This is a genomic window from Streptomyces sp. NPDC006134 (assembly GCF_040628835.1).
Lineage (GTDB): Bacteria > Actinomycetota > Actinomycetes > Streptomycetales > Streptomycetaceae > Streptomyces.
Genome location: NZ_JBEXTV010000013.1, coordinates 89,185 through 114,600 on the forward strand (window position 1 = coordinate 89,185; position 25,416 = coordinate 114,600).

Genomic DNA, 25,416 nt, shown 5'->3' on the forward strand with positions numbered 1-25,416 from the left:
GGCGTCTTCTTCGGGCCTTTCCGTGGACGGGGGATCAGTGCTGGTAGCCGTAGACGCCGCGGGCCTGGTCGCGGACGAGGCGGCCCTTCTCCAGCTCGATGACGCGCTTGCGCATCTGGTCCACGATGTTCTGGTCGTGGGTCGCCATCACCACGGTCGTACCGGTGCGGTTGATCCGGTCGAGCAGTTTCATGATGCCGACGGAGGTCTGCGGGTCGAGGTTGCCGGTCGGCTCGTCGGCGATCAGCAGTTTGGGCCGGTTGACGAAGGCCCGGGCGATCGCGACACGCTGCTGCTCACCGCCGGAGAGCTCGCCGGGCATCCGGTCCTCCTTGCCGCCGAGGCCGACGAGGTCGAGCACCTGGGGCACGGACTTGCGGATCTCGCCGCGGGACTTGCCGATGACCTCCTGCGCGAAGGCCACGTTCTCGGCGACGGTCTTGTTCGGCAGCAGCCGGAAGTCCTGGAACACGGTCCCCAGCTGGCGGCGCATCTGCGGCACCTTCCAGTTGGAGAGGCGTGCGAGGTCCTTGCCCAGGACGTGCACCTGCCCGTGGCTGGCCCGCTCCTCGCGGAGGATCAGCCGCAGGAAGGTGGACTTGCCGGAGCCGGAGGACCCCACGAGGAAGACGAACTCGCCCTTCTCGACCTCCAGGGAGACATCCCTGAGGGCGGGCCGGTTCTGCTTGGGGTAGACCTTGGAGACGTTGTCGAATCGGATCACGGATGCACCACGGGTCGCCGGGGGTAGATGAGCGTGACCATACGCGAACCGGGGTAGGGGCCGCAGTCACCGGTCGGGGTTGCGCAAGGGTTGCACGTTTTGTCCGGCGCCCGGTCCCGGTCTTCCGGTCTCTCGGTCTCTCGGCCCCTCGGCCTCCCGGTCTCTCGGTCCCGGGCGCGCGCTCCCCGGGGAGCGCGCGCAGCGGTCCGCGGAACCTGGCACAGTGGAAAGGGAACGTTCGCGGTGGCGTGGGCGTTGTGTACGTGGAACCGGTGTAAGGAGGGCGAGCGCATGACGTACGACCGGCTGGTGTGCGCGAACTGCGCGGCGCCCGTGAGCGAGGGCCGGTGCCCGGTGTGCCGGGCGAACCGCGAGCGGCTGCAGCAGGAGAACTTCTTCACGGGGCTGAACCCGATGGCGCTGGTCGCGCTGTTGGCGGTGCTGGTCGCGGCGGTGGCGCTGCTGGCCCACCAGACCGCCTGAGGCGGCCCCGGACGCGGCGGGGGCCCGGAGCGCGCCGGCTGCGCTCCGGGCCCCTTGGCCTGTGCCGTGCGTACGGTGGGTACGCGGGTGACTACCGTCAGGCGGTGGCGCCGCCGCGGCCGCCCACCAGGCGCGGCAGCATACGGAAGCCGATACCGCCGGCGATCATCGTGGCGGCGCCGACCAGCAGGAACGTGGTCTCCGCGGCACCGGTCTCGGCGAGCTCCTTGCCGCCGCCGTTCTGGGCGGAGGCGTTGGCGGCCGGGACGGGGTCCGCGCCGGTGTCGGTCAGGGCCGAGGAGCCCTGCTCCTGGGTGGAGGCGTTGGAGCCGCCGTCGGGGTTGGTGTTGTTGCCGCCGTGCCCGCCACCGGAGTTGTTGCCGGGGTTGCCGCCACCGGGGTTGTCACCGCCCGGGTTGCCGCCGCCGGGGTTGTCGCCACCCGGGTTGCCGCCGCCGGGGTTGTCGCCGCCGGGGTTGCCCGGGTCGGTGGTGGGCGGGGTGCCGGGGTCGGTGGTGGGCGGGGTGCCCGGGTCGGTGGTGGGCGGCGTGCCCGGGTCGGTGGTGGGCGGGGTGCCCGGGTCGGTGGTGGGCGGCGTGCCCGGGTCGGTGGTCGGCGGGTTCGGGTCGGTCGGGATGCCCGGGTCGGTGGGCGGCGTGTTCGGGTCCTCCTCGCCACCGCCGAGGCCGATGTTGACGCCGGCGTCCAGGCCGTCGTCACCGGCGCCGACGTTCACGCCGATCTCGAGCGCCGAAGCGGCACCCGCGGCGGTCAGCGAGGCGCCGGCCGCGATCACGGCACCGGCCGCTATCCGAGCGACACGGATCCGCATCTTCTTCGTCATGTGGTTGCTACCCCCAGTAGCTCATCGTCAGTGAGGCGGCGTTCGGGGCCGTGATCGACGGAGGTAGCTGAAGTAAAGCCCCCCGGTTCACATGCGCCCCAGAAATACGCATGCCGCGCCTCACCCTTCCCATTTTTCAAAGCAACGTCAAGGTCATTGCGTACGTGATGTCCGGGTAAGGGGGGAATGCCGGACGGGTTGGTGTGTGAGTGTGATGTGGAACCCCGACATAGGGAACGGAAAAGGCAACTGCCACCCGGTGGGCGGCAGTTGCCTTGTCGACAAAACGGCGTATTCGCCGGGTCCTACTTCTCCTGCTGCTTGCGCCAGCGAATTCCGGCTTCCAGGAAGCCGTCGATCTCGCCGTTGAACACGGCCTCGGGGTTGCCGACTTCGTACTCGGTGCGCAGGTCCTTGACCATCTGGTAGGGGTGCAGCACGTACGAACGCATCTGGTTGCCCCAGGAGTTGCCGCCGTCGCCCTTGAGGGCGTCCATCTTGGCCTGCTCCTCCTGGCGGCGCCGCTCCAGCAGCTTGGCCTGGAGGACGTTCATCGCGGTCGCCCGGTTCTGGATCTGCGAGCGCTCGTTCTGGCAGGAGACGACGATGCCGGTCGGGAGGTGGGTGATGCGCACCGCGGAGTCGGTGGTGTTCACGCCCTGGCCGCCCGGGCCGGAGGACCGGTAGACGTCGATGCGCAGCTCCGACTCGTCGATGTCGACGTGGTCGGACTGCTCGACGACGGGGAGCACCTCGACGCCCGCGAAGGAGGTCTGCCGGCGGCCCTGGTTGTCGAACGGCGAGATGCGCACCAGCCGGTGCGTGCCCTGCTCGACGGAGAGGGTGCCGTAGGCGTACGGCGCCTGCACGGCGAAGGTGGTCGACTTGATGCCGGCCTCCTCCGCGTACGACGTCTCGTAGATCTCGGTCTTGTAGCCGCGCTGCTCGGCCCAGCGCAGGTACATGCGCTGGAGCTTCTCGGCGAAGTCGGCGGCGTCGACGCCACCGGCCTCGGCGCGGATGTTGACGAGCGCCTCACGGGCGTCGTACTCGCCGCTGAGGAGCGTGCGGACCTCCATCTCGTCCAGCGCCTTGCGGACCGCGGCGAGCTCCGCCTCGGCCTCGGCGCGGGTGTCCGGGTCGTCCTCCTCCTCGGCCATCTCGAAGAGCACGGCGAGATCGTCGATCCGCCCGCGCAGGGCCTCCGCCTTGCGGACCTCGGCCTGGAGGTGGGAGAGCCTGCTGGTGATCTTCTGCGCCTCGTCCGGGTTGTCCCACAGGGACGGCGCGGCCGCCTGCTCCTCGAGCACGGCGATGTCTGCCCTCATCTTGTCGAGGTCCAGAACGGCCTCGATCGACTCCATGGTCGAGGAGAGGGACTTGAGCTCTTCGGATACATCGACGACTGCCACGCATCCAGCGTAACGGCTCCGCCAGGCGACGGGCGCCGGGTGACGGCACTCACAAGGGCAGGGACGGGGCCGCGGGTCCCGCCGGGGCCGGGGTCCCGCTGGGCCGGGGTGGGGGTCCCGCTGGGCCGGGGTGGGTCCGCCAGGCCACCGGGACCGCCAGGCCACCGGAGGTGGCCGGTGTCTCAGGGGCGGCCGGTGTCTCAGGGGGACGCCGGGGCGGAGTTCCCCGTGTCCCCGGTGCCGGTGCCGCCGTCCTCGCCGCCCGTGGCCGCCCAGGCGCCGAACCCGATCGCCGCCGCCAGCACCACGGCGCCCGCGCCCAGCACCGCCCGGCGGCGCCGCGTGGCGGCCCGGTTGCGGGCGGAGCCCGGCCGGGGCGCACCGGCGGTGCGGGGGGCGCGGGCGGTGCCGCGGGCGCCGCCGGCCAGCTCGTCGGGGCCGGGGACGCGCATGGAGGTGTGGGTGTCCCGGTTGGCGTCGGCGGGCCTGGAGCCCGGCACCAGCGGGACCGCGCCCCGCCGCGGCACCGGCTCCCCGGCGGGGGCGGGCCCGGCGGGCGGCTCCTCGGGAGCCTCCTCCGCGGTCTCCGCGCCCGGCTCGTCCACGTCCAGCGGCGGCATGCCGGCCAGCATCGGCAGCAGCTCGCGCAGCCGCGCGGCCAGCTCCGAGGCGCGCAGCCGGGAGGCCGGGGCCTTGGCCAGGCACTGGACGATCAGCTGCCACAGCTCGTCCGGGATGCCGGGCAGGGGGACGACCGTCTCGGTCACGTGGCGGCGCAGGACGGCACCCGGGTGGCCGCCGCCGAACGGGGTGAAGCCCGCGAGCAGCTCGTACAGGACCGTGGCCAGGGCGTAGATGTCGACGGAGGCGCGGGGCGGGAGGCCCTCGACGATCTCCGGGGCCAGGTAGTCGGGCGTGCCGATGATCTTGGTGGCGCGGGTGCGGCGCGGGGTGTCGATGAGCTTGGCCACCCCGAAGTCCGTCAGCAGCGCGGGGTGCGCGCCGCCGGGTCCCAGCGGGCCCTCCATGTCCAGCAGGACGTTCTCCGGCTTGACGTCCCGGTGGACGACCCCGGCGGCGTGCGCGGCGGCCAGCCCGTCCGCGACGTCGGCGGCGATCGCCACCGCGGCCTCGGGCGGCAGGCGCCGCTCCCGGTCCAGGCGGGTGCGCAGGTCCGTGCCGCGGACCAGGTCCATGACCAGGGCGAGGTCGTTGCCGTCGACGACCAGGTCGCGCACGGAGACGACGTGGGGGTGCTCCAGGCCGAGCAGGGCCGTGCGCTCCTGCACGAAGCGCCCGACGAGCTCCTGGTCGGAGGCGAGGTCCTCGCGCAGCAGCTTGATGGCGACGGGGCCCTCCGGTCCCTCGCCCAGCCACACCGTGCCGGCACTGCCCCGTCCGAGGATCTGGTGGGCGGTGTACCGGCTGCCGATCTTCCGTGCCAAGTCTGCTCCTACCGACGCGTGTTGCCGACAAAACTACGCGTCCGGGGAGCCGGCCTTCACCGGGGAGGCGGAAATCACCCGCTGGTTGTCGACAAATCACCAGACTCGCCGGGCGGGCCGGGACGGGGCGGGACCGGCGCCTCGGTCCGGGCGCCGGTGTCGGCCCGCGCCGAGGTCAGCCCGTGCCCGTGCCGCCGCTCGTGCCGCCGCCGGTGTCGCCGCCGCCCAGGTCCTGGATCCAGCCGGTCACGTCGCCGACCCAGTCGCTGATCTGCTGCCAGTAGGACTTGCCGGTGCCGATCCACTCCTGCAGCGGGCTCAGCTCCCACACCAGCCAGCCGGCCACGAACAGGATGACCAGCGTGAACAGGCACCCCTTCAGGCAGCCGAGCCCGGGGATGCGCATCGGGTTGGCGCTGCGCTGCCTCGGCGGCCGGGGCTCCCGCGCGGGCCGCCGGGGCTCCGGCGCGGGCGGCGGGGGCGGCGGGGCGTACCGCTGCGGCTGGGGCTGCGGCGGTCGCTGGGGCTGTGGGGGCTGCTGGGGCTGCGGAGTCGCGTACGGCTGCTGATGGCCGTATCCGCCCTGCTGGGGGCGGCGCGGCGCGGGACGCGGCGGCTGCTGCTGCGGCCGGGCGACCTGGCGCTGGGGGCGGCGGCGCAGCGGGTCCTCGTCGGGGTCGAGGTACTGGATCTGCGTCTGCTCGTTGCGGTCGCGGGCGGCCCGCAGCTGGTTCTGCCAGGGGTGCGGCTCGTCCGGCTGCCCGGGCTGCCCCGGTCCGCCCTGCTGCTGCCCCGGGGGCACCGGCGGCATGACCGCCGTCGGGTCGGCGGCGCCCCGGTGCGGCAGGACGGCGGTGGGGTCGGCGTCTCCGCCGGGGCCGCCGGAGCCGTCGGGTCCGCCGGTGTGCGGCAGGACGCTGGTGGCGGCGTTGGGGTCGTACACGCCGCTCGGGTTCTGCGGCAGGACCTGCGTCGGGTCGGCGGCGCCGGGGGTGCCGGGCACGGGCGCGGGCGCCGGGTCGGGGGCGAGGAGCGCGCCCACGTTCTCGGCGGCGGCGATCTGCGCGGCGCTCGCGTGCACGCCGATGCCCTCGGCGACGACGCGCAGGGCACGGGCGAGGTTCTCGGCGCCGGGCCGCTCGTCGGGGTTCTTGCGCAGGCAGCGCTCGATGACCGTCCAGAGGGGGTCGGGGACCGTGGAGGGGCGGCGCGGTTCGGCGCTCAGGTGCTGGTGCAGGACCTCCAGGGCGGAGCCGCCGGAGAACGGCGGGCGTCCGGTGACCAGCTCGTAGAGGAGGATGCCGGCGCCGTAGATGTCGACGGCGGAGGTCTGCGGGCGGCCCTCGGCGGACTCCGGCGCGACGTACGCGGGCGTGCCGACGAACTCGTGGGTGCGGGTCAGGCCGGGCGAGTCGGCCAGGCGCGCGATGCCGAAGTCGGTGAGCATCGGGTGCAGCCGGTCACCGTCCTGCTTGAGCAGGACGTTCGCCGGCTTCAGGTCGCGGTGGACGACGCCGTCGGCGTGGCTGGCGGCGAGCGCGTCGGCGATCTGCGCGGTGAGCAGCGCGGCGGCGACGGGCGTGAAGGGGCCGTTCTCGCGCAGGTGGCGGTGGAGGTCGGGGCCGTCGACGAGGTCCATGACCAGCGCCAGCAGGTCGCCCTCGACGACCAGGTCGCGGACCCGGACGATGTTCGGGTGGGTCAGCCGCAGCAGCACGGACCGCTCCCGCAGGAAGCGCATCACGACGTCGGCGTCGTTCGCGAGCTCCTCCTTGAGGACCTTGATCGCGACCGTCTCGCCGGGCTGTCCGGGCACGGCCGCCTCGGCGCCCGCGGTCTCCCGCTGGCGGGCTCGCCAGACGGTCCCCGTGGCGCCGCGGCCGAGCGGCTCCTCGAGGAAGTACTTGCTGCCTACCGGCCGCACGTCATGCGCTCCCTGTTGCTTGCTTGGCTGGCCCGTGCACCGTGGTCCATGCGAACCGTGCGAACCATCGTGCTGTCCGTCGTGCCGTCCGTCGTGCCGGGGTGCCACGGGGTGGTTCCGACCCACTGTAGTGCCGCCCCGCGCCGCACAGGCCGTCGTCTTCCCGCGCCTCCCGCACGGCTCGCCGCCGCCTTTCCCCGGTATCCCGCGTGCCCTGGGAAGACGCCCGACCCGGTCCATTGGTTGCCGGACCCGGACGTGACCGATCTCAAGTCACCGCCGTCCGATCACCACCGCGGCACTCGCCGGGCATTTTTACGGTCAGAGCAGACCAATCAAGATCATTTGGCGGCGGTCGGCGGACACGTTGTCGGCGGCAGGTGCGAGGATGCCCTCCAGTACTGGCCGACGCGCTCGTGGGGCGGTGGGGGAAGTCCGCGGTGGGGGACCGCGTCAGGTGGCTTCGTCCCCGGTCCGCGGGTGCCCGCGCAGAAGGGACCGCTGACGGCGATGCAGATCCGGCTGACCGTCGTAGACCCGCTGGGCCCCTCCCCATCGGCGCCATCGGCGCACAGCGGCGCCGCGAGCTGTGACGTGCTGGTGACGGCGCCCGCCGGCACGGCCCTGGCCGCGGTCGCGTCGGCGCTGGCCTCGGCGGTCCCGGGCGGTGACGGCTCCGGCTCCGGCGCCCCCGTGCTGTACGCCGGTGCGCAGCGGCTGGACGCACAGCGCTGCACGCTGGGCGAGCCCCCGCTGATCGACGGCGCCGTGCTCTGCGTGGGCGCCCCGGGCGACCCCGAGCCCCATCCCGAGGCGGCCGACGCCCCCACCCGGCTCCACGTGGTCGCCGGCCCCGACGCGGGCGGCGTCCACCTGCTGCACGGCGGCCGGGTCCACATCGGCCGCTCCGCCGACGCCGACGTCCCGCTCGACGACCCCGACGTCTCCCGGATGCACTGCGCGGTGACCGTCGCCGCCGACGGCCGGGTCACGGTCGCCGACCTCGGCTCCACCAACGGCACGACCCTGGACGGCGCCCGCGTGGGCGACCACCCGGTCCGTTTCGCGCCGGGGGCGCTGCTGCGGATCGGGGAGTCGGCGCTGCGGCTGGTCCCGGCGGCCCGGGGGACCGGGACGCGGACCGGGACGACACCGGACGGGGAGGGCCATGTGCGGCTGTCCCGCCCGGAGGACGGCACGGGCGGCGCCTTTGGCCCGGCGGCCCGCGGCGGGGAGGTGGCGCACGCGCGCGTGCCCGACGGGGCGGGCGGTCCCGCCGGGGGCCCGGCGGACCCCGCCGGACGGACCCACCACGCCTACGGCCCGGCCGGCCACGGCCCCGGCGAGGCGGGCGCGCAGGGACACGGCGGCCCGGTCGCGCCGCCGCTCGTCCCCGGCCAGGGCGGGGCACCGCGGATCGAGAACCACGGCACGGGGCCGGTGGCGCACCCGCCGCGCGCGGCGGCACCGGGGGCCGTGCCGCGGCCGGTGCCCGGCGCGGGCGACACGCACGCGGGACGTTCTTCCGACGCGCTCCCCACCGACGACCCCGGCGCCTCCGGTGTCACCGATGTCTCCGGTGTCTCCGGTGTCATGGACCCGGGCACGGACGGCACGGCGCGCAAGGGCACGCCGCCGAGGGGGACCGAGGTGCCGCCGGGCGTACGGCGACGCGGCGGCCTCGCGGCGTGGGCACGGCGCCTGACCGGCGGACGCGGCGAAACCGGTGCCACGGGGCGGGAGGCGTACGGCGAGGACGCGGCCGGGGCCGCGAAGGCCCCGTCGGTCGCCTCCCCGGCGCCGGAGACCTGGCCGGACCCGGCCTCCTTGCTGCTGACGGCCCTGGGACCGGGGCCGCGGCTGTGGGAACGCGGGCCGGGGCATCCCGAGGCGCTCGCCGTCCGGCTCGGCACGGCCGACCGGGCGGCGCCCGACGGCTCGGGGCTGCTGCCCGCGGTACCGGTGACCGCCGGGCTGCGCGAGGTCGGGTCCCTGGGGCTCGCCGGGCCCCGGGCGCGGCTCGCCGGGCTGGCGCGCGCGGTGCTGGCCCAGCTCGCCGCGCTGCACTCCCCCGACGTCCTGGAGATCGTCCTGATCAGCGCGGACGGCGCCCGTCCCCTCCAGGAGCGCACCGCGGAGTGGTCCTGGCTGGGCTGGCTGCCGCATGTGCGCCCGGGACACGGCCAGGACTGCCGTCTGCTGCTCGCCCACGACCGGGAGCAGGCCGCGGCCCGCGCCCAGGAACTGCTGCGGCGCCTGGAGGACCACCTCACGGACTCGGGACGGCCCACGAGCGGAACCACGTCCACGCCCACATCCACGCCCGCACCCGCACCCGCACCCGCACCCGCCATCCCCGCCCAGCCGACCGCCGCCACGTACGGCGGGCCCGCCGGAACCGGCGCATCCGGTACCTCCGGTGCTTCCGGTGCACCGGGCGGAACGCGTGGCGTCGGCGGCCCCGGCACGCCGGGCGGCACCGCGGGCATGCCGGGTATGCCAGGTATGCCAGATATGTCCGGTGACCTCGGCGGGGCCGAGGACCGCACTCCGCCGCCCGGCCGGGACCGGAGCCCCGCCCGGCGCCCCGCGTGGGCCCGCGCGGACGGCGAGACCGGCGGGCCCGGCGGGCCCGGCGGGACGAGCCATTCCGCCGGCACCGGCGGAACCACCGCGACCGGCTGGACCACCGGAACCTTCGGGCCCCCGGGAACAGCCGCCGCCGACGCCCCCGGCGGCACCCACGCGACCGGCACCCCTTCCGCGTCCTCCCCCGCGTCCTCCCCCGCGTCCTCCTCCACATCCCCTTCCGCGTCCCCCACCCCCTTCCCCGGCCCGTACACCGTGGTCGTCGTCGACGGGGACCCCGGCTCCGCCGACGTGCGCGAGGCGCTGGCGCGGCTGGCGCTGGAGGGGCCGCGGGCCGGCATCCACCTGGTGTGCCTCGCCGAGACCCCCGCCGCGTCCCCGGCGTCCCCGGTGGCGGACACGTACGAGGCGGCCTGCGCGGCCTCGCCGGTCTTCCGGGAGTGCGGGGCCGTGGCGCTGCTCAGCGGCGACGTGGCGACGGCCCTGCGGCTGCTGCGCGTCGCCCGCACGGGCGGGGCCCCGGCCGGCCCGGTCGGCCACGGCACCGTCGCCACCGTGGACGCCGTCTCCCCCGCGTGGGCCGAGCGGTTCGCGCGGGCGCTGGCACCGCTGCGGACGGACGGCACCGACGGCGCCGAGGGCGCCCGGCACGCGCGCGTGTCCGCGCCGCTGCCCCAGGCCTCCCGGCTGCTGGACGAACTCGGGCTCGCGCGGGCCACTCCGGCGTCGCTGATGGCACGGTGGGCCGCCGCGGCCGACGACCCGGCGGCGCTCGGCGGGCGGGCGCACGCCGTGCTGGGCGCCGGACCGCGCGGCCCGGTCGGCGTGGACCTCGCGGCCGAGGGACCCCACCTGCTGATCGAGGGGCCGCAGGGCAGCGGCCGTACGGAACTGCTGCGGGCCGTCGTCGCCTCGCTGGCCTCCGCCGAGCGGCCCGACCGCCTCGGCATCGTCCTGATCGACGGCCGGGACGGCGTGGGTGCGGCGGGCGGCAAAGCCGGCGAGGGGCTGCGGGTCTGTACGGACGTACCGCACGTCACCACGCATCTCACCGCCAACGACCCGGTGCGGATGCGGGAGTTCGCCCAGTCGCTGAGCGCGGAGCTGAAGCGGCGCGCCGAGCTGCTCGGGCGGTCGGACTTCACCGAGTGGCACACCCGGCGCGAGGTGTCGGGCCGGATGGTCGCCCAGCGCACGGCGCCGGGCTCTCCCCCGGCCACCGGGGTCACCGGCGCCGGGGACCTCGACACCCCGCCCAGTACGACGCTGCGGCTGCGCCCGGGGGCGGCCCGGCGGCGCGCGGAGGACGCGGCGCCGCCGCTGCCCCGGCTGATCGTGGTCGTGGACGACCTGGACGCCCTGGTCGCCCCCGCGCTCGGCTCGCCGGGGCGGCCCGCGGCGGGCTCGGTGATGCGGGCGCTGGAGGCCGTCGCGCGGGACGGCGAGCGGCTCGGCGTGCACCTGGTGGCCGCCACCGGCCCCGACGACCGTACGGCGCAGTCGGAACCGGCCCGCCGGGCGGCCCTGCGCGTCACGCTGGACGCCCCGGTGCCGGGGCCGGACGAGCCGGCGCCGGGGCGGGGGCGGCTGGCCCGCGCGGACGAGCGGACCGTGCCGTTCCAGGGCGGCCGGGTGACCGGGCGCATCCCGCGGACGGCGACCCTGCGCCCCACCGTCGTACCGCTGGAGTGGCACCGCATGGGCGATCCGCCGGCCCGGCGCCCGGTGCGGGAGCTGGGCAACGGCCCGACGGATCTGGCGCTGCTGGCGAGCGCGCTGGAGCGGGCGGCGCGGGAAGTGTCGGCGGCGGTGGTGGCACCCCTGATGTGAGCGCGGGCCACACCGCCGGCACGAGCGCGGACGGCACCCGATGCGAGCGTCGGCGGCACCACTGACACGAGGCCGGCGACACTGCTGACGCAAGGCCGGCGACACCGCTGACGCAAGGCCGGCGGCACCACCGACGCAAGGCCGGTGTCCGCCCGGGCCGTGGCGCGCCCGTGCCTGGTCACGAGGGCATCACGATCTCTCGCCGGACCCCGGTCGCGCTCTTGCCGCCCCCAACTCCCGCGGCGTACACAGAGCGCACGGAAGAGCGCCGAACGTTCGACGAGGAACGAAGAACGGGGCAGTGATGCGCACCACGAGCAGCACCATCCGGACACGCAGGACCACAGGCGGGACCACGGGCAGGAGCACCCGGGCCGTGACCGCCCTCGCCGCGGGAGCGCTCGCGTTCTCGCTCACCGCGTGCGGCGGCGGCGACGGCGACGGCGACGGCAAGGAGAGCGCGCGGCCGGGCGGCGGCAAGGAGACGGCCGCCTCCGTCACCCTCCCCAAGCTGGACGGCGCCTCCCTGGAGGTCGCCGCCGTCTGGACCGGCACCGAGCAGGCCAACTTCAAGAAGGTCCTCGCGGAGTTCGAGAAGCGCACGGGCGCGAAGGTGACCTTCGTCCCCGCCCAGGACCCGATCATCAACTTCCTCGGCTCGAAGATCGCGGGCGGTCAGCCGCCGGACATCGCGATGCTGCCGCAGCCCGGCGCCATCAAGCAGGCCGTCGACAAGGGCTGGGCCAAGCCGCTGGGCGCCGAGGCGCTCAAGGAGCTCGGCGAGAACTACTCGCAGGGCTGGCAGGACATCGGCAAGGTCGGCGGCAAGCAGTACGGGGTGTACTACAAGGCCGCCAACAAGTCCCTGATCTGGTACAACGCGCGGGTCTTCGAGAACGCCGGCGCCCAGGAACCCAAGACGTGGGACGAGTTGCTGACCACCGCCCAGACGGTCTACGACTCCGGCGTCACCCCGTTCTCCGTCGGCGGCGCCGAGGGCTGGACCCTCACCGACTGGTTCGAGAACGTGTACCTCTCGCAGGCGGGCCCGGAGAAGTACGACCAGCTGGCCAGGCACGAGATCAAGTGGACGGACCCCTCGGTGAAGGAGGCCCTGACCACCCTCGCCGAGATCTGGGGCAAGAAGGACTACCTCGCGGGCGGCCCGCGCGGCGCGCTGCAGACGGAGTTCCCGGCCTCGGTGACCCAGACCTTCACCGGCGGCGACCAGCCCAAGGCGGGCATGGTCTACGAGGGCGACTTCGTGCAGGTCAACATCGGCGAGACGGAGGCGAAGGTCGGCACGGACGCCAAGGTGTTCCCGTTCCCGGCGGTCGGTGACACCGCGCCGGTGGTCTCCGGCGGCGACGCGGCCGTGATCCTGGAGGACTCCAAGGCGGCGCAGGCCCTGGCCACCTTCCTGGCCTCCCCCGACGCGGCGACGATCCAGGCGAAGCTGGGCGGCTACCTCTCCCCGAACAAGAACGTGGACACGTCGGCGTACCCCAACGACGTGCAGCGCAAGATCGCCGAGGCGCTGATCGCGGCCGGCGACGACTTCCGCTTCGACATGTCGGACCAGGCCCCGCAGGCCTTCGGCGGCACCCCCGGCAAGGGCGAGTGGAAGGCCCTTCAGGACTTCCTGAAGAACCCGAAGGACGTCGCGGGCACACAGCGGAAGCTGGAGGCCGACGCGGCCGCCGCCTACGGAGGCTGACGCGATGACGCCGGCCAGCGCGGCAGGGGCCCCGCCGGCCCCTGCCGCCCCCAAGTCGCGCAAGAGCGTGACCGGCACCCGCAAGGCCGTGGCGGCACTGTTCCTGCTGCCCGCGCTGGTGCTGCTCGGCGCGCTCGTGGTCTACCCGATCGGGTACTCGCTCGTCCGCAGCTTCTACGACCAGTCCGGCGACGGCTTCGCCGGATTCGACAACTACCGGGCCCTGTTCACCGACGACGGCGTCCGCGCCGCCCTGAAGAACAACATCGTCTGGGTGGTGTTCGCGCCGGCGGTCTCCACCGCGCTCGGCCTGATCTTCGCGGTGCTGACCGAACGGGTGCGCTGGGGCACGGCCTTCAAACTGGTCGTCTTCATGCCCATGGCCATCTCGATGCTGGCGGCCGGCATCATCTTCCGCCTGGTGTACGACCAGGACCCCGACAAGGGCGTGGCGAACGCGGTGTGGGTGGGCGTGCACGACACGTTCGCGCAGTCGTCGGCGTTCCCGAAGGCGCACCCGGGCCGCCAGTCGCCGCTGGAGGCCGCGGGCGGCGGCGCGTTCGTCACCAAGGAGCCCGTCCGCGCCGGCGAGCCCGTCATGCTGCCGCTGGTCGGCGTGGCCCCCGACGTGATGCCCGACGACGCGAAGCGGGCCGCGGCGCCCGAGGCCGAGCCGGGCAAGGTCACCGGCACCACCTGGCAGGACTTCACCCGCGGCAAGGGCGTGGGCACGCTGGGCGGCGTCGACGCCTCCGAGCTGGGCTACCCCGGCATGAGGATCGAGGCCGTCAAGGACGGTGAGGTCGTCGCGTCGGCGAAGGCCGCCGCCGACGGCACGTTCACGCTGCCCGCCGCGGCCGACGGGGCGCTGCTGCGGCTGCCCGCCGACAACTTCAAGGAGCCCTACAACGGCCTGGAGTGGCTCGGCCCGTCGCTGGTGACGCCCGCGATCATCGGGGCGTACGTGTGGATGTGGGCGGGCTTCGCGATGGTACTGATCGCGGCCGGCCTGGCGGGCGTCCCCCGGGAGCTGCTGGAGGCGGCCCGGGTCGACGGCGCCGGCGAGTGGCAGGTGTTCCGCAAGATCACGGTGCCGCTGCTCGCGCCGGTCCTCGCGGTCGTCACCGTCACCTTGATGATCAACGTGCTGAAGGTGTTCGACCTGGTCTTCATCATCGCCCCCGGTTCCTCCCAGGACGACGCGAACGTGCTCGCCCTGGAGCTGTACCGCAAGGGCTTCGCGGTGGACCAGCCGGGCATCGCCAGCGCCATCGCGGTGTTCCTGCTGCTGCTCGTCATCCCGGTGATGTGGTTCAACATCCGTCGGCTCAGGCGGGAGGTACGGCGATGACGGCACAGGAACAGGGGCAGGCACAGGCACGGACACAGGCGCAGGAACGGTCCGGGGCGGTCGCGAAGGCGGCCGGGGCGGGGCCGGTCACGGCGGAGCGGTCCCTGGGCGCGCGCCTCGCACAGGGCGTCAGCGGCGGCCTGGTGCGCGTGTTCCTCCTCATCGTCGGCCTGTTCTGGCTGATGCCGACGATCGGCCTGCTGCTGTCCTCGCTGCGCACCCCGCAGGACATGGCGGCCGACGGCTGGTGGAAGGTGCTCACCGAACCGTCCCGGCTGACGTTCGAGAGCTACGAACAGCTCCTGCAGAACGGCGACATCACCGGCTCGCTCGTCAACACCGCGCTGATCACGGTCCCGGCGACCGTGCTCGTCGTCGTCATCGGCTCCCTGGCGGGCTACGCGTTCGCGTGGATGGAGTTCCCCGGCCGCGACTGGTGGTTCCTCGGCGTGGTCGGGCTGCTGGTGGTGCCGGTGCAGGTGGCGCTCATCCCGATCGCCGAACTCTTCGGGAAGATCGGCCTGTTCGGCTCGATCGTCGGCGTGATCCTGTTCCACGTCGGGTTCGGTCTGCCGTTCGCGGTGTTCCTGCTGCGGAACTTCTTCGCGGAGATCCCCAAGGAGCTGCTGGAGGCGGCGCGGCTGGACGGCGCCGGCGAACTGCGGCTGTTCGCGCGGGTGGTGATGCCGCTGGGCGGGCCGGCCATCGCGAGCCTGGGCATCTTCCAGTTCCTGTGGGTGTGGAACGACATGCTGGTCGCACTGATCTTCACGGACTCCGGGAACCAGCCGATCACGGTCGCGCTCCAGACGCAGGTACGGCAGTTCGGCAACAACGTCGACGTGCTGGCGCCCGGCGCGTTCATCTCCATGGTGATCCCGCTGGTCGTGTTCTTCGCGTTCCAGCGGCAGTTCGTGTCCGGCGTGATGGCGGGCGCGGTCAAGTAGGCGGTGACAGAGCGCCGTCGGGGGCGGGCCGGCCACGGCCCGCCCCCGACGCATTCGTGCCGCCGCCCCCGACGCATTCGTGCCGCCGCCCCCGACGCATTCGTGCCGCCGCCTCCGCCGCATTCGTGCCGCCGCGCTCCGCCGTACCCGCACCGCCTGTTTCCCGCCGCCCCCGTATCCCCGGTATCCCCCGTATCCCCCGTATCCCCCCCTATCCCCCCCGTATCCCCCGTATCCCCCGTATCCCCCGTATGGTCCCCCGTAAGCCGTAGGAGCCGTAACCCCGTCACTCCATTGGCCGTTCCCGGGCCGAACGCCCGCGACGACCCATGGATGTCCCCGTGCCCCGGTTCAGTGTCATCGTCCCCGCGTACCAGGTCCAGGCGTATCTGCACGCATGCCTGGAATCGGTGCTCTCCCAGTCGTGGTCCGATCTGGAGCTGATCGCGGTGGACGACGGCTCGCCGGACGCCTGCGGCGAGATCATCGACGAGTTCGCGGCCCGCGATCCGCGCGTACGGCCCGTGCACCTGCCGCGGACCCAGGGCCCGGGCCCCGCCCGCAACGCCGGGCTGGAGCGGGCCAGGGGCGACTACCTGCTCTTCCTCGACGGCGACGACACCCTCACCCCGGGCGCGCTGCGGGCCGTCGCCGCCCGGCTGCGGGAGACCGGCGGGCCGGACGTCCTGGTCCACGGCTGGGCGCGGGTGGACTGGACGGGTGAGCCCGTCCGCGACGACGACGCCGCCGCCCGGCCGGCCGGCACCGGCCCGGCCCCGTTCCGCCTGGCCGACCGCCCGGGGCTGCTGGCGCCGCCCGCCCCGGCCTGGGACAAGGTCTGCCGCCGCGCGTTCGTCGTACGGGAGGGCTTCGCCTTCCCGCCGGGCCACTACGAGGACACGCCGTGGAGCTGCCCGGTGCTGCTGCGGGCGGAGTCGATCGCGACCCTGGACCGGGTGTGCGTGCACCACCGGCGGCGCCGCTACGGCGACGCCCTGGCCACGCCCGGCGCCCACCACTTCGACGTCTTCGCGCAGTACGACCGCCTCTTCGCGTTCCTGGACTCCGACCCGGGCCTGGAGCACTGGCGGCCGGTGCTGTACCGCCGCATGGCCGGCCACCTGGCGGCGCTGGCCGACCGGCCCGGCCTCCTCCCGCGCGGGGTGCGGGCCGAGTTCCTGCGCCGGGCCCGCGACCACTGCCGCCGCCACCGCGTCCCCCGCGCCGCCACCGGGCCGCGCGCCCGCCTGCGCCACGCCCTGCTCCGTCTGGGCCTGCACCGCACCCACCGGACCCTGCGCCGGACGTCGGCCCTGGTGCGCGGCGTGCCGAAGGGCCTCGCCGCCCTCCTGCGGGCCCTGCGCGCCGTCGCCCTGCGGCTGCACCACCGCCTCCAGCGCCTCCTGCCCGTGCGTGCCGACCGCGCCGTCTTCCTCACCCACGACGGCCGGGGCTACGGCGGCCACCCGGGCGCGCTGGAGCAGGCGTTCCGCGAGTTCGCCCCGCACGTGCGCACCGCCTGGATCGCCCCTCCCGCACTCCACCACACCCTCCCGCCCGGCCCGCGCCGCCTCACCCCGGGCACGGCCGCCGCCCTCACGGCGCTGGCCCGCTCCCGGTACGTCGTGCACGACACCCACCTCGACGGCCGCCTGGCCAAGCGCCGCGGCCAGATCGTCGTCCACATCCCGCCCGGCACCCCGGTGCGGCACACCGGACTGGACCTCCTCCGGCACCCGGCGGCCCGCGACGCGGACGCGGCCCGGCTGATGCGCGAGGCCGACACCTGGGACCACGTCGTGTCCGCCGACCGCCACTCCACCCTGACCTGGCAGCGCGTCCACCCCGGCCGCTACACCACGCTGGAGTACGGCCGTCCCCGCACCGACGTCTTCCACCGGGCGACGGCCGCGGACGTGGCCCGGCTGCGCTCGGTGCTCGGCGTCCCCGAGGGCGCGGTCGCGATCCTGTACGCGCCGGCCGGCCCCGGCCACCACGGCCGCTCCCGGCGCCCCGGCCTCGACCTGGGGCGCGTCCTGCGCCGCCTCGGCCCGCACTTCGTGGTGCTGGCCCGCTCCCGCTCCCCGTACGGCGGCCCGCTCGTCCCCGGCACGGACCGCGTCATCGACGTCGGCGGCCACCCGCGCGTGGAGTCGCTCTGCCTGGCCTCGGACGTCCTGCTGACCGACTACTCGCCCCTGATGTTCGACTACGCGGTCCTGGACCGGCCGATCGTCCTGTGCGCCGGTGACTGGGAGGCGTTCGAGGCCGCCTGCGGCGCCTACGTCGACCTGCGCTCCTGCCCGCCGGGCGCGGTCGCCCACAGCGAGGACGAGCTGGCCGACGTCTTCACCGGCGGCCACTGGCGCGGCGCGCGCGCCGCCGAGCTGCGCCGGGCCTTCCGCGAGCGTTTCTGCCCGTACGACGACGGGCGCGTCGCCGAACGCGTCGTACGGCAGGTCGTGCTCGGGGAGAGCGACCTGCCGCCCCTCGTGCCGCCGGCCGCCCGGCGGCCGGTCCCGGGCGCCGCGGCGTCCGCCGCGGGTGTCCCGCCCGCCACCGTGCCGCAACCCGCCGGTCCCCACACCGTCACCGAGAGCCTCTGACCGCCGTTGTCCCTTCGGGAGTCCGCATGCCCCGCAGCTCGTCGCGGCCCACTCCGACCCGGCCGCCCATCCGGCGGCCGGCGGGCCGGCCCGGCCGCCGCCGCGCCGGCTGAGGCGGCGGCTCGTGAAGAACGACGACAGAGAGAGCAGAATGCCCCGCTTCAGCATCATCGTCCCGTCCCACGGAGTCGCGGGCCGCCTGTCCCAGGCGCTGGACTCGGTCCTCGCCCAGTCCTTCGGCGACTTCGAGCTGATCCCGGTCTGCGACGCGCCGGACTGCGCGGCGGCGGACGTCGCCGCCGCCCTCGCCGAGCGGGACTCGCGGGTGGCGCCCGTGCACTCCCCTCCGTCGGCCGGTCTGGCCGGGGCGCGCAATGCCGGGATGCGGGCGGCGACCGGCGCGTATCTGCTGTTCCTCGACGGCGACGACGTCCTCGCGCCGGGGGCGCTGGCGGCGCTGGACGCGCGGCTGGCCGAGACCGGCGACGTCGACGTGCTGTACTTCGAGCACGAACGCGTGCCCTGGTGGGAGGGCGAGCCCGCCAACCCGGCCGCGCCGCTGCTGGCGAAGACACCGCGCGGGGCCTTCTCCCCCGACGCCGCGCCGCACCTGACCGGCGTGCAGCTGCCCGCCTGGAGCGCCGCCCACCGCCGCGCCTTCCTCGCCGAGCACGGCCTGCGCTTCCCCGACGGGCACTTCACCGACGTCGGCTTCGGCGGCCTGGCCGCGGCGTGCGCCACGCGCATGGCCGTCCTGCGCTCCGTCGTCGTACGGCATCTGGTGCGGCGTCAGGGCAACCGGCTGAACCTGCCGGGCCCGCACCACACCGACCTGCTCGACCAGGCGGACCTGCTGCTCACGCGGGTGGCCGAGCGGGGACTGCCCACCGCGCGCCTCACCTTCCTGTTCGAGCACCTCTTCGCGGCGATCCTGAAGACGGCCACGCATCCGCGGCGCCTGCCGAAGGGCCGCCGCGCCTTCTTCCGCCGGGCCTGCGCGCTCCACCGCCGCCACCGCCCCGCCGGTTTCCGCCCCCCGACCGGGCGGCTGGGCGTGCAGCACCGGCTGCTGGCCTCCGGTTCGTACGCGGCGTTCCGCGCGCTGCGCGGCGCCAACCGGGCGGCGACGCGCACGCTCCAGGCCCTGCCCCGCCCGCGCGGGCTGCGCACCCGCCTGCTGTACCGGTGGCACCTGCGCCGCCCTCTCGACCCGAACCTCGCCGTGTACTGCGCGTACTGGGGCCGCGGTTACGCCTGCAACCCGGCCGCGATCCACGCCAAGGCCCGCGAACTCGCCCCGCACCTGCGCGCGGTGTTCCTGGTCGAGCCCGGCCAGGAGCACACCGTGCCGGACGGCGTCGACCACGCGGTGATCGGCAGCCGCCGCTACTGGCGGGTACTGGCCCGCGCCACGTACCTCGTCAACAACGCCAACTTCGCCGAGGGCGTGGTCAAGCGCCGCGGCAGCGTGCACCTGCAGACCCAGCACGGCACACCGCTGAAGACGATGGGCGTCGACCAGTCCCCGTACCCGGTGGTCGCGGCGGCCAGCGGCAGCTTCACCAAGCTGCTGGGCCGGGTGGACCGCTGGGACTACAACCTGTCCTCCAACCGCCACTCCACCCAGATGTGGGAGCGCGCCTTCCCCGGCTCCTACGAGCAGCTGGAGTACGGCTATCCGCGCAACGACGTCTACTACACGGCGACCGCCGACGACGTGGCCCGCGTCCGCCGCGAACTGGGCGTCCCCGAGGGCAAGACGGCGGTCCTGTACGCGCCCACCCACCGCGACTACCGGACCGGCTTCGGCTCCGGCGGCCTGGACCTGGAGGCGTTCTGCGAGGCGGCCGGCGAGGACGTCGTCGTCCTGCTGCGCGCCCACTACTTCTACGACCGGGGCGGCCGGAACGGCGGCGGCCGGATCATCGACGTCACCGCGCACCGCTCCTCCGAGGACGTGTGCCTGGCCGCCGACGCGCTGGTCACCGACTACTCGTCGATCATGTTCGACTACGCCAACCTGGACCGGCCGATCGTCGTGTACGCCGACGACTGGGACGTCTACCGCGAGACCCGGGGCGTCTACTTCGACCTGATGGCGGCGCCGCCCGGCCCGGTGGCCCGCACGCCCGAGGAGCTGGCGCGGATCTTCGCCGACGGCTCCTACGCGGGCGCCGGGTCGGCGGCGCTGCGGGCCGCGTTCCGGGAGCGGTTCTGCGAGTTCGACGACGGCCGGGCCGCCGAGCGCGTCGTGCGCCGGGTGCTGCTCGGCGAGCCGCCGGAGGCGATCCCGCCCGTCGTCCCGCTCGCCGAGCGCGTCCCGGCCCCCGCCGCCGCCACCCTGGTAAGGAGCTGACCCGCAGTGCCCCGCTTCAGCATCATCCTCCCCTGCTTCAAGGTGCAGGGCTTCCTGCGCGAGTGCCTCGACTCGGTCCTCGGCCAGTCCTACCGGGACATCGAGGTGATCGCCGTGGACGACTGCTCGCCGGACGGCTGCGGCGCCATCCTCGACGCGTACGCGGCCCGCGACGACCGCCTGCGCGTGCTGCATCTGGAGGAGAACGTCGGCCTCGGCCGCGCCCGCAACGCCGGGATGCCGCACGCCACCGGCGACTACCTCTTCTTCCTGGACAGCGACGACACCCTCACCCCGGGCGCCCTGCGCGCGATGGCCGACCGGCTGGCGGAGACCGGCGACCCGGACGTGCTGGTCTTCGACTACGCCCGCACCTACTGGTGGGGCGGCACCCGCCGCAACGTGCTCGCGCACCTCCTCGCCGAGGCCGGTGAGGGCACGTTCACCGCCGCCGAGTACCCGCAGATCCTCGACCTGCTGATGGTGGTGTGGAACAAGGTCTACCGGCGCGACTTCGTCGAGCGGGAGGGCTTCGCCTTCCCGCCGGGCTACTACGAGGACACGCCGTGGACGTTCCCGGTGATGCTCACCGCCGGGCGGATCGCGACGCTGGACCGGATCTGCCTGAACTACCGGCAGCGCCGCCAGGGCAACATCCTGTCCACCACCAGCCGCAAGCACTTCGACATCCACGAGCAGTACGCGCGCGTGTTCGCGTACGTCGACTCCCGTCCGCAGCTGGCGCGGTGGCGGCCGTACCTGCACGCCAAGATGGGCGAGCACTGCCTGGACATCCTCGCCAAGCCGGACCGGCTGCCGCCCCGCGACAAGGCCGAGTTCTTCCGCCGCACCGCCGAGATGTTCCGCGCGCACAAGCCCGAGGGCGCCCCGGTCCCCAAGGGGCTGCGGGTGCTGGAGGGCGGCTGGGCCGGTTACGTGCTGTGGCGGCAGTCGGGGCGGGCCCGGCGCGAGCTGGGGCGGCGGGCGCAGCGGGCGCGCGCGGCGGCGGGTGCCCGGCTGGGCCGCGCCCGGTCGGCGCTCGGCGCCCGCCGCCCCCTCGATCCGCACCTCGCCGTGTACTCGGCGTTCTCGCACCGGGGCGTGCTCGGCGACCCGGCGGCGGTCTACCACAAGGCCCGGGAGATCGCCCCGCACCTGCGCGGGGTGTGGGTGGTCCGGGACGAGGAGCAGGCGGCTCTGCTCCCGCCCGGCGTCGAGCACGTCGTCCTCGGCACCGCGCGCTACCGGCGGGTGACCGAGCGGGCCACGTTCTTCGTCAACAACGTCAACTGGCCCGGCACGCTGGCCAAGCGGCCCGGCAGCGTCCACATCCACACCCACCAGGGCACCCCGCTGAAGTACATGGGCGCCGACCTGCTGGACAAGCCCGGTGCCCGGCTCGGCGTCGACGTGCCGCAGATGCTGCGCCGCGCCGACCGCTGGGACTACAGCCTGGTCGCCAACCGGCACTCGGAGCGGGTGTGGGAGCGGGCCTACCCCTGCCACTTCACCTCCCTGCGCACCGGCAGCCCCCGCAACGACGTGCTGGTCGGCGCGGACCCGGACGCGGGCCGGGAGGTCCGCGCCCGGCTCGGCGTCCCCGACGGCCACACCGTCGTGCTGTACGCGCCGACCCGGCGGGACTACCGCCGGGGCGGGCTGGTCGAGCGGCTGGACGTGGCCCGCCTCGCACGGGACCTCGGCGAGGGCCACACCCTGGTCGTGCGCCTGCACCCCTCCCTCGCCACCGGCCCGGCGCGCGGCCTGGGCCTGGCGGAGCTGCACCGGCGCGGCATCGTGATCGACGCGACGGACGAGCCGCACGTCGAGGAGGTGATGCTCGCCTCCGACGTCCTGCTCACCGACTACTCCGCCCTGATGTTCGACTACGCCAACCTGGACCGGCCGATCGTCGTGTACGCCGACGACTGGGACGCGTACGCGGCGAGCCGCGGCGCCTACTTCGACATCACCGCCGAGGCGCCGGGCCATGTCGCCCGCACCTACCGGGAGCTGGCGTGGCTGTTCGACTCCGGGGCGTGGCGGGACGAGGAGGCGGCACGGCTGCGGTCCGCCTTCCGGGACCGGTTCTGCGAGTACGACGACGGGCGGGCCGCCGAGCGGGTGGTGCGGACGCTGATGCTGGGCGAGCCGATGACCGGGCCCACGGGGGTCCCCCGGGCCCGCCGGGTGCCCGCCGCCGACCGCGACGCGCTGACCTCGCCGTGAGGCCGCGCACCTGGGTGCTGGTCCTGGCCGCGCTGTTCGCCGTGGTCCAGCTGGCGAACGTCACCGGCCGGGACACCCCCGACACCAAGAACTACCTGGCGTACGCCCTGAGCCTGAGCGGCGAGGGCAAGCGGGAGACCGCCGGGGCCGTCATCGACTACGTCTGCGCGGGCGAGGCGGCGCAGGCACGCCGCGCGCAGAGCGTGCACGTGGTGCACTTCCACCGGCCCGACCCCACCGCGCGCACCGCCTCGGCGTGCCACGCGCGCGAGTGGAAGACGGTGGAGAAGCGGCTGCGGGCCGGGCAGACCGGCGGGCACACCGTGCCGTTCATGCCGGAGCGCTTCATGCGGATCTTCGAGGTGCGGCCCGGCTACCCGGCGTTCCTGGTGCCGTTCGTCACCGCGTTCGGCGTGACGTGGGGGCTGTGGGCGGCGAGCGTGGTCGTCGCGGCGGCGGGCGGTGTCCTCGCCTTCCTGGTGCTGCGCACCCTGTCGGTGCCGGTGCCGCTCGCCCTGACCGGGCAGGCGCTGTACTACGTGCTGCCGTGCGGGACGACCGCGATGCGCCCGATGACCGAGGGGCTGCTGCTGGCGCTGACGCTGGCGGCGCTGTGGGGCTGCGCGCTGGTCCTGCGGGGGCGGCGGGAGCGGGCGGGGCTCGCCCTGGTGGGCGGTGCGCTGGCGGCGCTGTTCGCCGTCAAGCACTCCCAGGCGCTGTTCCTCGGGGTGTGCCTGGCGGCGGCGGGCGCGCTGATCGCCGTACGGCGGTGGCGGCGCGGCCGGCCGCCAGGCCGGGAGGTGCCGGCGCTCGGCGCGATCGGGCTGGCGGCGGCGCTCGGGACGGTGGTGCTGGCGCGGCTGCTGCACTACCCGTCGGAGTCCGACAGCCTCCAGGACCTGCTCACGGATCACTTCGCCCGGCCCGACCGGGCGGACCCCTGGCCGGAGTTCTGGCGGTTGCAGGGCAACTTCTGGCTGGAGTGGCTGCGGCGGCAGGCGTGGCAGCCGCTGTTCGTGGCGGCGCTGGGCGCGGGGGTGTGGGGTGCGCTGCGGCGGCCGGTGTTCGGCGGCTTCCTGGTCGCGGCGGCGGCCACCGGCTTCCTCACCCAGGCCGCGCACCCGGACATCAACATCTGGGGCGAGCGGCTGATCGTCCTGGCGTGGCTGCTGCCGGTGGTGGGGATTCCGCTGCTGCTGGAGCCGGTGGTGCGGGCCCGGGTGCCGGTGCCGGCGCAGGGGCACGCCGACCGGACGGAGCCGGTGGGCTGAGCGGGCCGCGGGGTGCCCGCCACCCCCGGCTCACTCGTTGAGGTGATGTGAGGACAAGCCGTTGACCCGACCGGGAACATACGGCAAATGCCCGAGATGTCCCCTCCCTCCAAAGTCCGGTGAGCGCCGGCGTCCTCGTCCGGCGGACCGTGCGCGGCGCCACGGCGCTGCGCGGCGGCCGCATCTGGCGCCCCACCCCCTACCAGGCCGCCGGCTTCCTGTTCTGGCTGGTGATGACGCTGGCGTACTGGCGGGTGCCGCTGTGCTGCGACGCGGGCCAGCACGCGGCGGTCGTCGAACGCCTCAAGGCCGACCTGCTCCGCCCGCGCCACCCGATGGCCGACCTGCCGGGCGCCGGCAGCGCGTACTACTCGCCGTACGCGGTCGCGCAGGGCGCGTTCGCCCGGCTGACGGGGCTCGACGGGTGGGCGGTGCTGCGGCTCGCCGGGCCGCTGAACCTGCTCGTGCTGCTGACCGGCATCGGCCGTTTCGTGCGGGTGCTGACGCCGCGGCCCTGGGCGCCGGTGCTCGCGCTGGCGGCGATGACGCTGCTGTGGGGCACCGAACGGGCCTGGTGGAGCGGTTACCTCGGGCTGATGTCGATGACGGGCAACCTTGGCTATCCGTCCGCGTTCGCCATCGGGCTCACCTTCTGGGCCTGGGCGCTGACCGGGTCGCGGACGCGCGACGCCGGGCGCCTGCGGTACGTGGGGCCGAGCGGGCTGCCCGGTCTCGCCGGGTACGCGGGGCTCGGCGCGCTGTACGGCGTGATCCTGCTGGTGCACCCGATCACGTCGGTGGCGGCGGTGCTGGGTGCCCTGGCCCTCGTCGCCGGGTGGCAGCGCGGGTGGCGGGGCGCGGTCGCCGGACGCTGGGCGCTGGCGGCGGGGGCGGCCCTGGCGGTCGCGGTGTCCTGGCCGTACTTCGACGTGCTGGCCCTGGCCGGGGACGACAGCGTCGACGCCATGCACCGCACGCTCTACCTGAACCTGCCCGGGCAGTTCTGGCTGGCGCTGCTCGGGCTGCCGGCGCTGTGGCTGCGCGGGCGGCGCTCCTTCCGGGACCCGCTCGTACTGATGTTCGCCCTGGAGTGCGCGGTGGTGGCGTACGGCTGGTTCAGCGGCCACTACACCTACGGCAGGATCCTCGGGCTCACGCTGGTGCCCTTGCAGTTCGCCCTGGCCGTGGAGCTGGCGGCGCCCCGGCCGTGGGGCCGCCGCCGGCGCCTGCTGGGCTGGGCGGCGACCGCGGGGGCCTGCGCCGGGTTCCTCACGGTGCAGGCGGGCGCGGTGGTGCCGTCCGCCCTCGACCCGGTCGGCTTCGCGCAGCCGCCGCGCTGGCCGTCGTACGACTGGGCGGCACGGCACATCCGGCCCGGCGAGGTCGTGATCACCGACGGCTACTACGCCGTCCACGCCATCGCCGGGTACGGACCGAACCTCGCCGCGCCCGCCTGGCCGGACCCGTCCCTGGACGAACGGGAGCGCCTGCGACGGGCCGCCGACGTCCGCGCCTATCTCGCCCGCGACTCCACCCCCGCCGAGCGCGCCGCCGTCGTCCGCCGCTACCGCGTGCGCTGGCTGCTGCTGACGCGCTGGCATCCGGTGCCGGAGGAGGCGGTGGTGGTGGCGTGGAGCAGGCGGACGGGGGAAGTGCTGGCGCGGGTCGGGGGGTAGAAAGGCAGGTCG

The 25,416-nt window shown here is 75.0% G+C and carries 15 protein-coding genes; 10 read left to right on the forward strand and 5 right to left on the reverse strand.

The annotated features are described in order from the left end of the window. Positions 1–34 precede the first annotated feature (34 nt). Positions 35–724 (reverse strand): cell division ATP-binding protein FtsE, encoded by a 690-nt coding sequence (ftsE, locus tag ABZ340_RS11300; protein ID WP_029385711.1) that lies wholly within the window; start codon positions 722–724, stop codon positions 35–37. A 291-nt stretch (positions 725–1,015) separates the two neighbouring features. Here ftsE and ABZ340_RS11305 point away from each other — a divergent pair, with 291 nt between their 5' ends. Then, positions 1,016–1,207, forward strand: coding sequence for a hypothetical protein (locus ABZ340_RS11305; protein WP_358781505.1), 192 nt, complete (start codon positions 1,016–1,018; stop codon positions 1,205–1,207). Positions 1,208–1,304: 97 nt separating this feature from the next. Here ABZ340_RS11305 and ABZ340_RS11310 read toward each other — a convergent pair whose 3' ends face one another. From ABZ340_RS11310 to ABZ340_RS11325, 4 genes are all read right to left on the reverse strand, one after another. Then, on the reverse strand, positions 1,305–2,051 hold the full coding sequence (locus ABZ340_RS11310; protein WP_358781506.1) for a hypothetical protein: 747 nt from the start codon (positions 2,049–2,051) through the stop codon (positions 1,305–1,307). A gap of 305 nt (positions 2,052–2,356) precedes the next feature. Further along, positions 2,357–3,463: a peptide chain release factor 2 gene (gene prfB, locus ABZ340_RS11315; protein ID WP_358781507.1), complete on the reverse strand. Its 1,107-nt coding sequence runs from the start codon at positions 3,461–3,463 to the stop codon at positions 2,357–2,359. Positions 3,464–3,663: 200 nt separating this feature from the next. Further along, positions 3,664–4,908 (reverse strand): serine/threonine-protein kinase, encoded by a 1,245-nt coding sequence (locus ABZ340_RS11320; protein ID WP_358781508.1) that lies wholly within the window; start codon positions 4,906–4,908, stop codon positions 3,664–3,666. A 175-nt stretch (positions 4,909–5,083) separates the two neighbouring features. Beyond that, entirely contained in the window at positions 5,084–6,832 is a 1,749-nt protein-coding gene (locus ABZ340_RS11325) for a serine/threonine-protein kinase (protein ID WP_358781509.1), read from the reverse strand. Between the two features lie 510 nt (positions 6,833–7,342). Between ABZ340_RS11325 and ABZ340_RS11330 the strand changes: the two genes are divergently transcribed. The 9 genes from ABZ340_RS11330 (at position 7,343) to ABZ340_RS11370 (ending at position 25,404) form a co-directional block, all read left to right on the forward strand. After that, positions 7,343–11,251: an FHA domain-containing protein gene (locus ABZ340_RS11330; RefSeq protein ID WP_358781541.1), complete on the forward strand. Its 3,909-nt coding sequence runs from the start codon at positions 7,343–7,345 to the stop codon at positions 11,249–11,251. Between the two features lie 304 nt (positions 11,252–11,555). Continuing rightward, on the forward strand, positions 11,556–12,968 hold the full coding sequence (locus ABZ340_RS11335) for an ABC transporter substrate-binding protein (protein WP_358781510.1): 1,413 nt from the start codon (positions 11,556–11,558) through the stop codon (positions 12,966–12,968). A gap of 67 nt (positions 12,969–13,035) precedes the next feature. After that, the gene (locus tag ABZ340_RS11340) at positions 13,036–14,319 is read left to right on the forward strand and encodes a sugar ABC transporter permease (RefSeq protein WP_358781542.1); all 1,284 of its coding nucleotides are present in this window, start codon (positions 13,036–13,038) and stop codon (positions 14,317–14,319) included. After that, a complete protein-coding gene (locus ABZ340_RS11345) occupies positions 14,316–15,266 on the forward strand; it encodes a carbohydrate ABC transporter permease (RefSeq protein ID WP_358781511.1) in 951 nt (316 codons plus the stop codon). Before ABZ340_RS11340 ends, ABZ340_RS11345 begins: the two co-directional genes overlap by 4 nt. A gap of 341 nt (positions 15,267–15,607) precedes the next feature. After that, entirely contained in the window at positions 15,608–17,872 is a 2,265-nt protein-coding gene (locus tag ABZ340_RS11350) for a CDP-glycerol glycerophosphotransferase family protein (protein WP_358781512.1), read from the forward strand. 151 nt (positions 17,873–18,023) lie between these two features. Then, positions 18,024–20,228 carry a bifunctional glycosyltransferase family 2 protein/CDP-glycerol:glycerophosphate glycerophosphotransferase gene (locus tag ABZ340_RS11355; RefSeq protein ID WP_358781513.1) on the forward strand — a complete coding sequence of 735 codons (2,205 nt, stop codon included), beginning with the start codon at positions 18,024–18,026 and terminating at the stop codon, positions 20,226–20,228. Between the two features lie 6 nt (positions 20,229–20,234). After that, positions 20,235–22,457, forward strand: a complete 2,223-nt coding sequence (locus ABZ340_RS11360; protein WP_358781514.1) for a CDP-glycerol glycerophosphotransferase family protein — start codon at positions 20,235–20,237, stop codon at positions 22,455–22,457. After that, positions 22,454–23,728: a hypothetical protein gene (locus ABZ340_RS11365; protein ID WP_358781515.1), complete on the forward strand. Its 1,275-nt coding sequence runs from the start codon at positions 22,454–22,456 to the stop codon at positions 23,726–23,728. Before ABZ340_RS11360 ends, ABZ340_RS11365 begins: the two co-directional genes overlap by 4 nt. A 119-nt stretch (positions 23,729–23,847) precedes the next feature. Then, positions 23,848–25,404, forward strand: coding sequence for a hypothetical protein (locus ABZ340_RS11370; RefSeq protein ID WP_358781516.1), 1,557 nt, complete (start codon positions 23,848–23,850; stop codon positions 25,402–25,404). Positions 25,405–25,416: the final 12 nt, after the last annotated feature.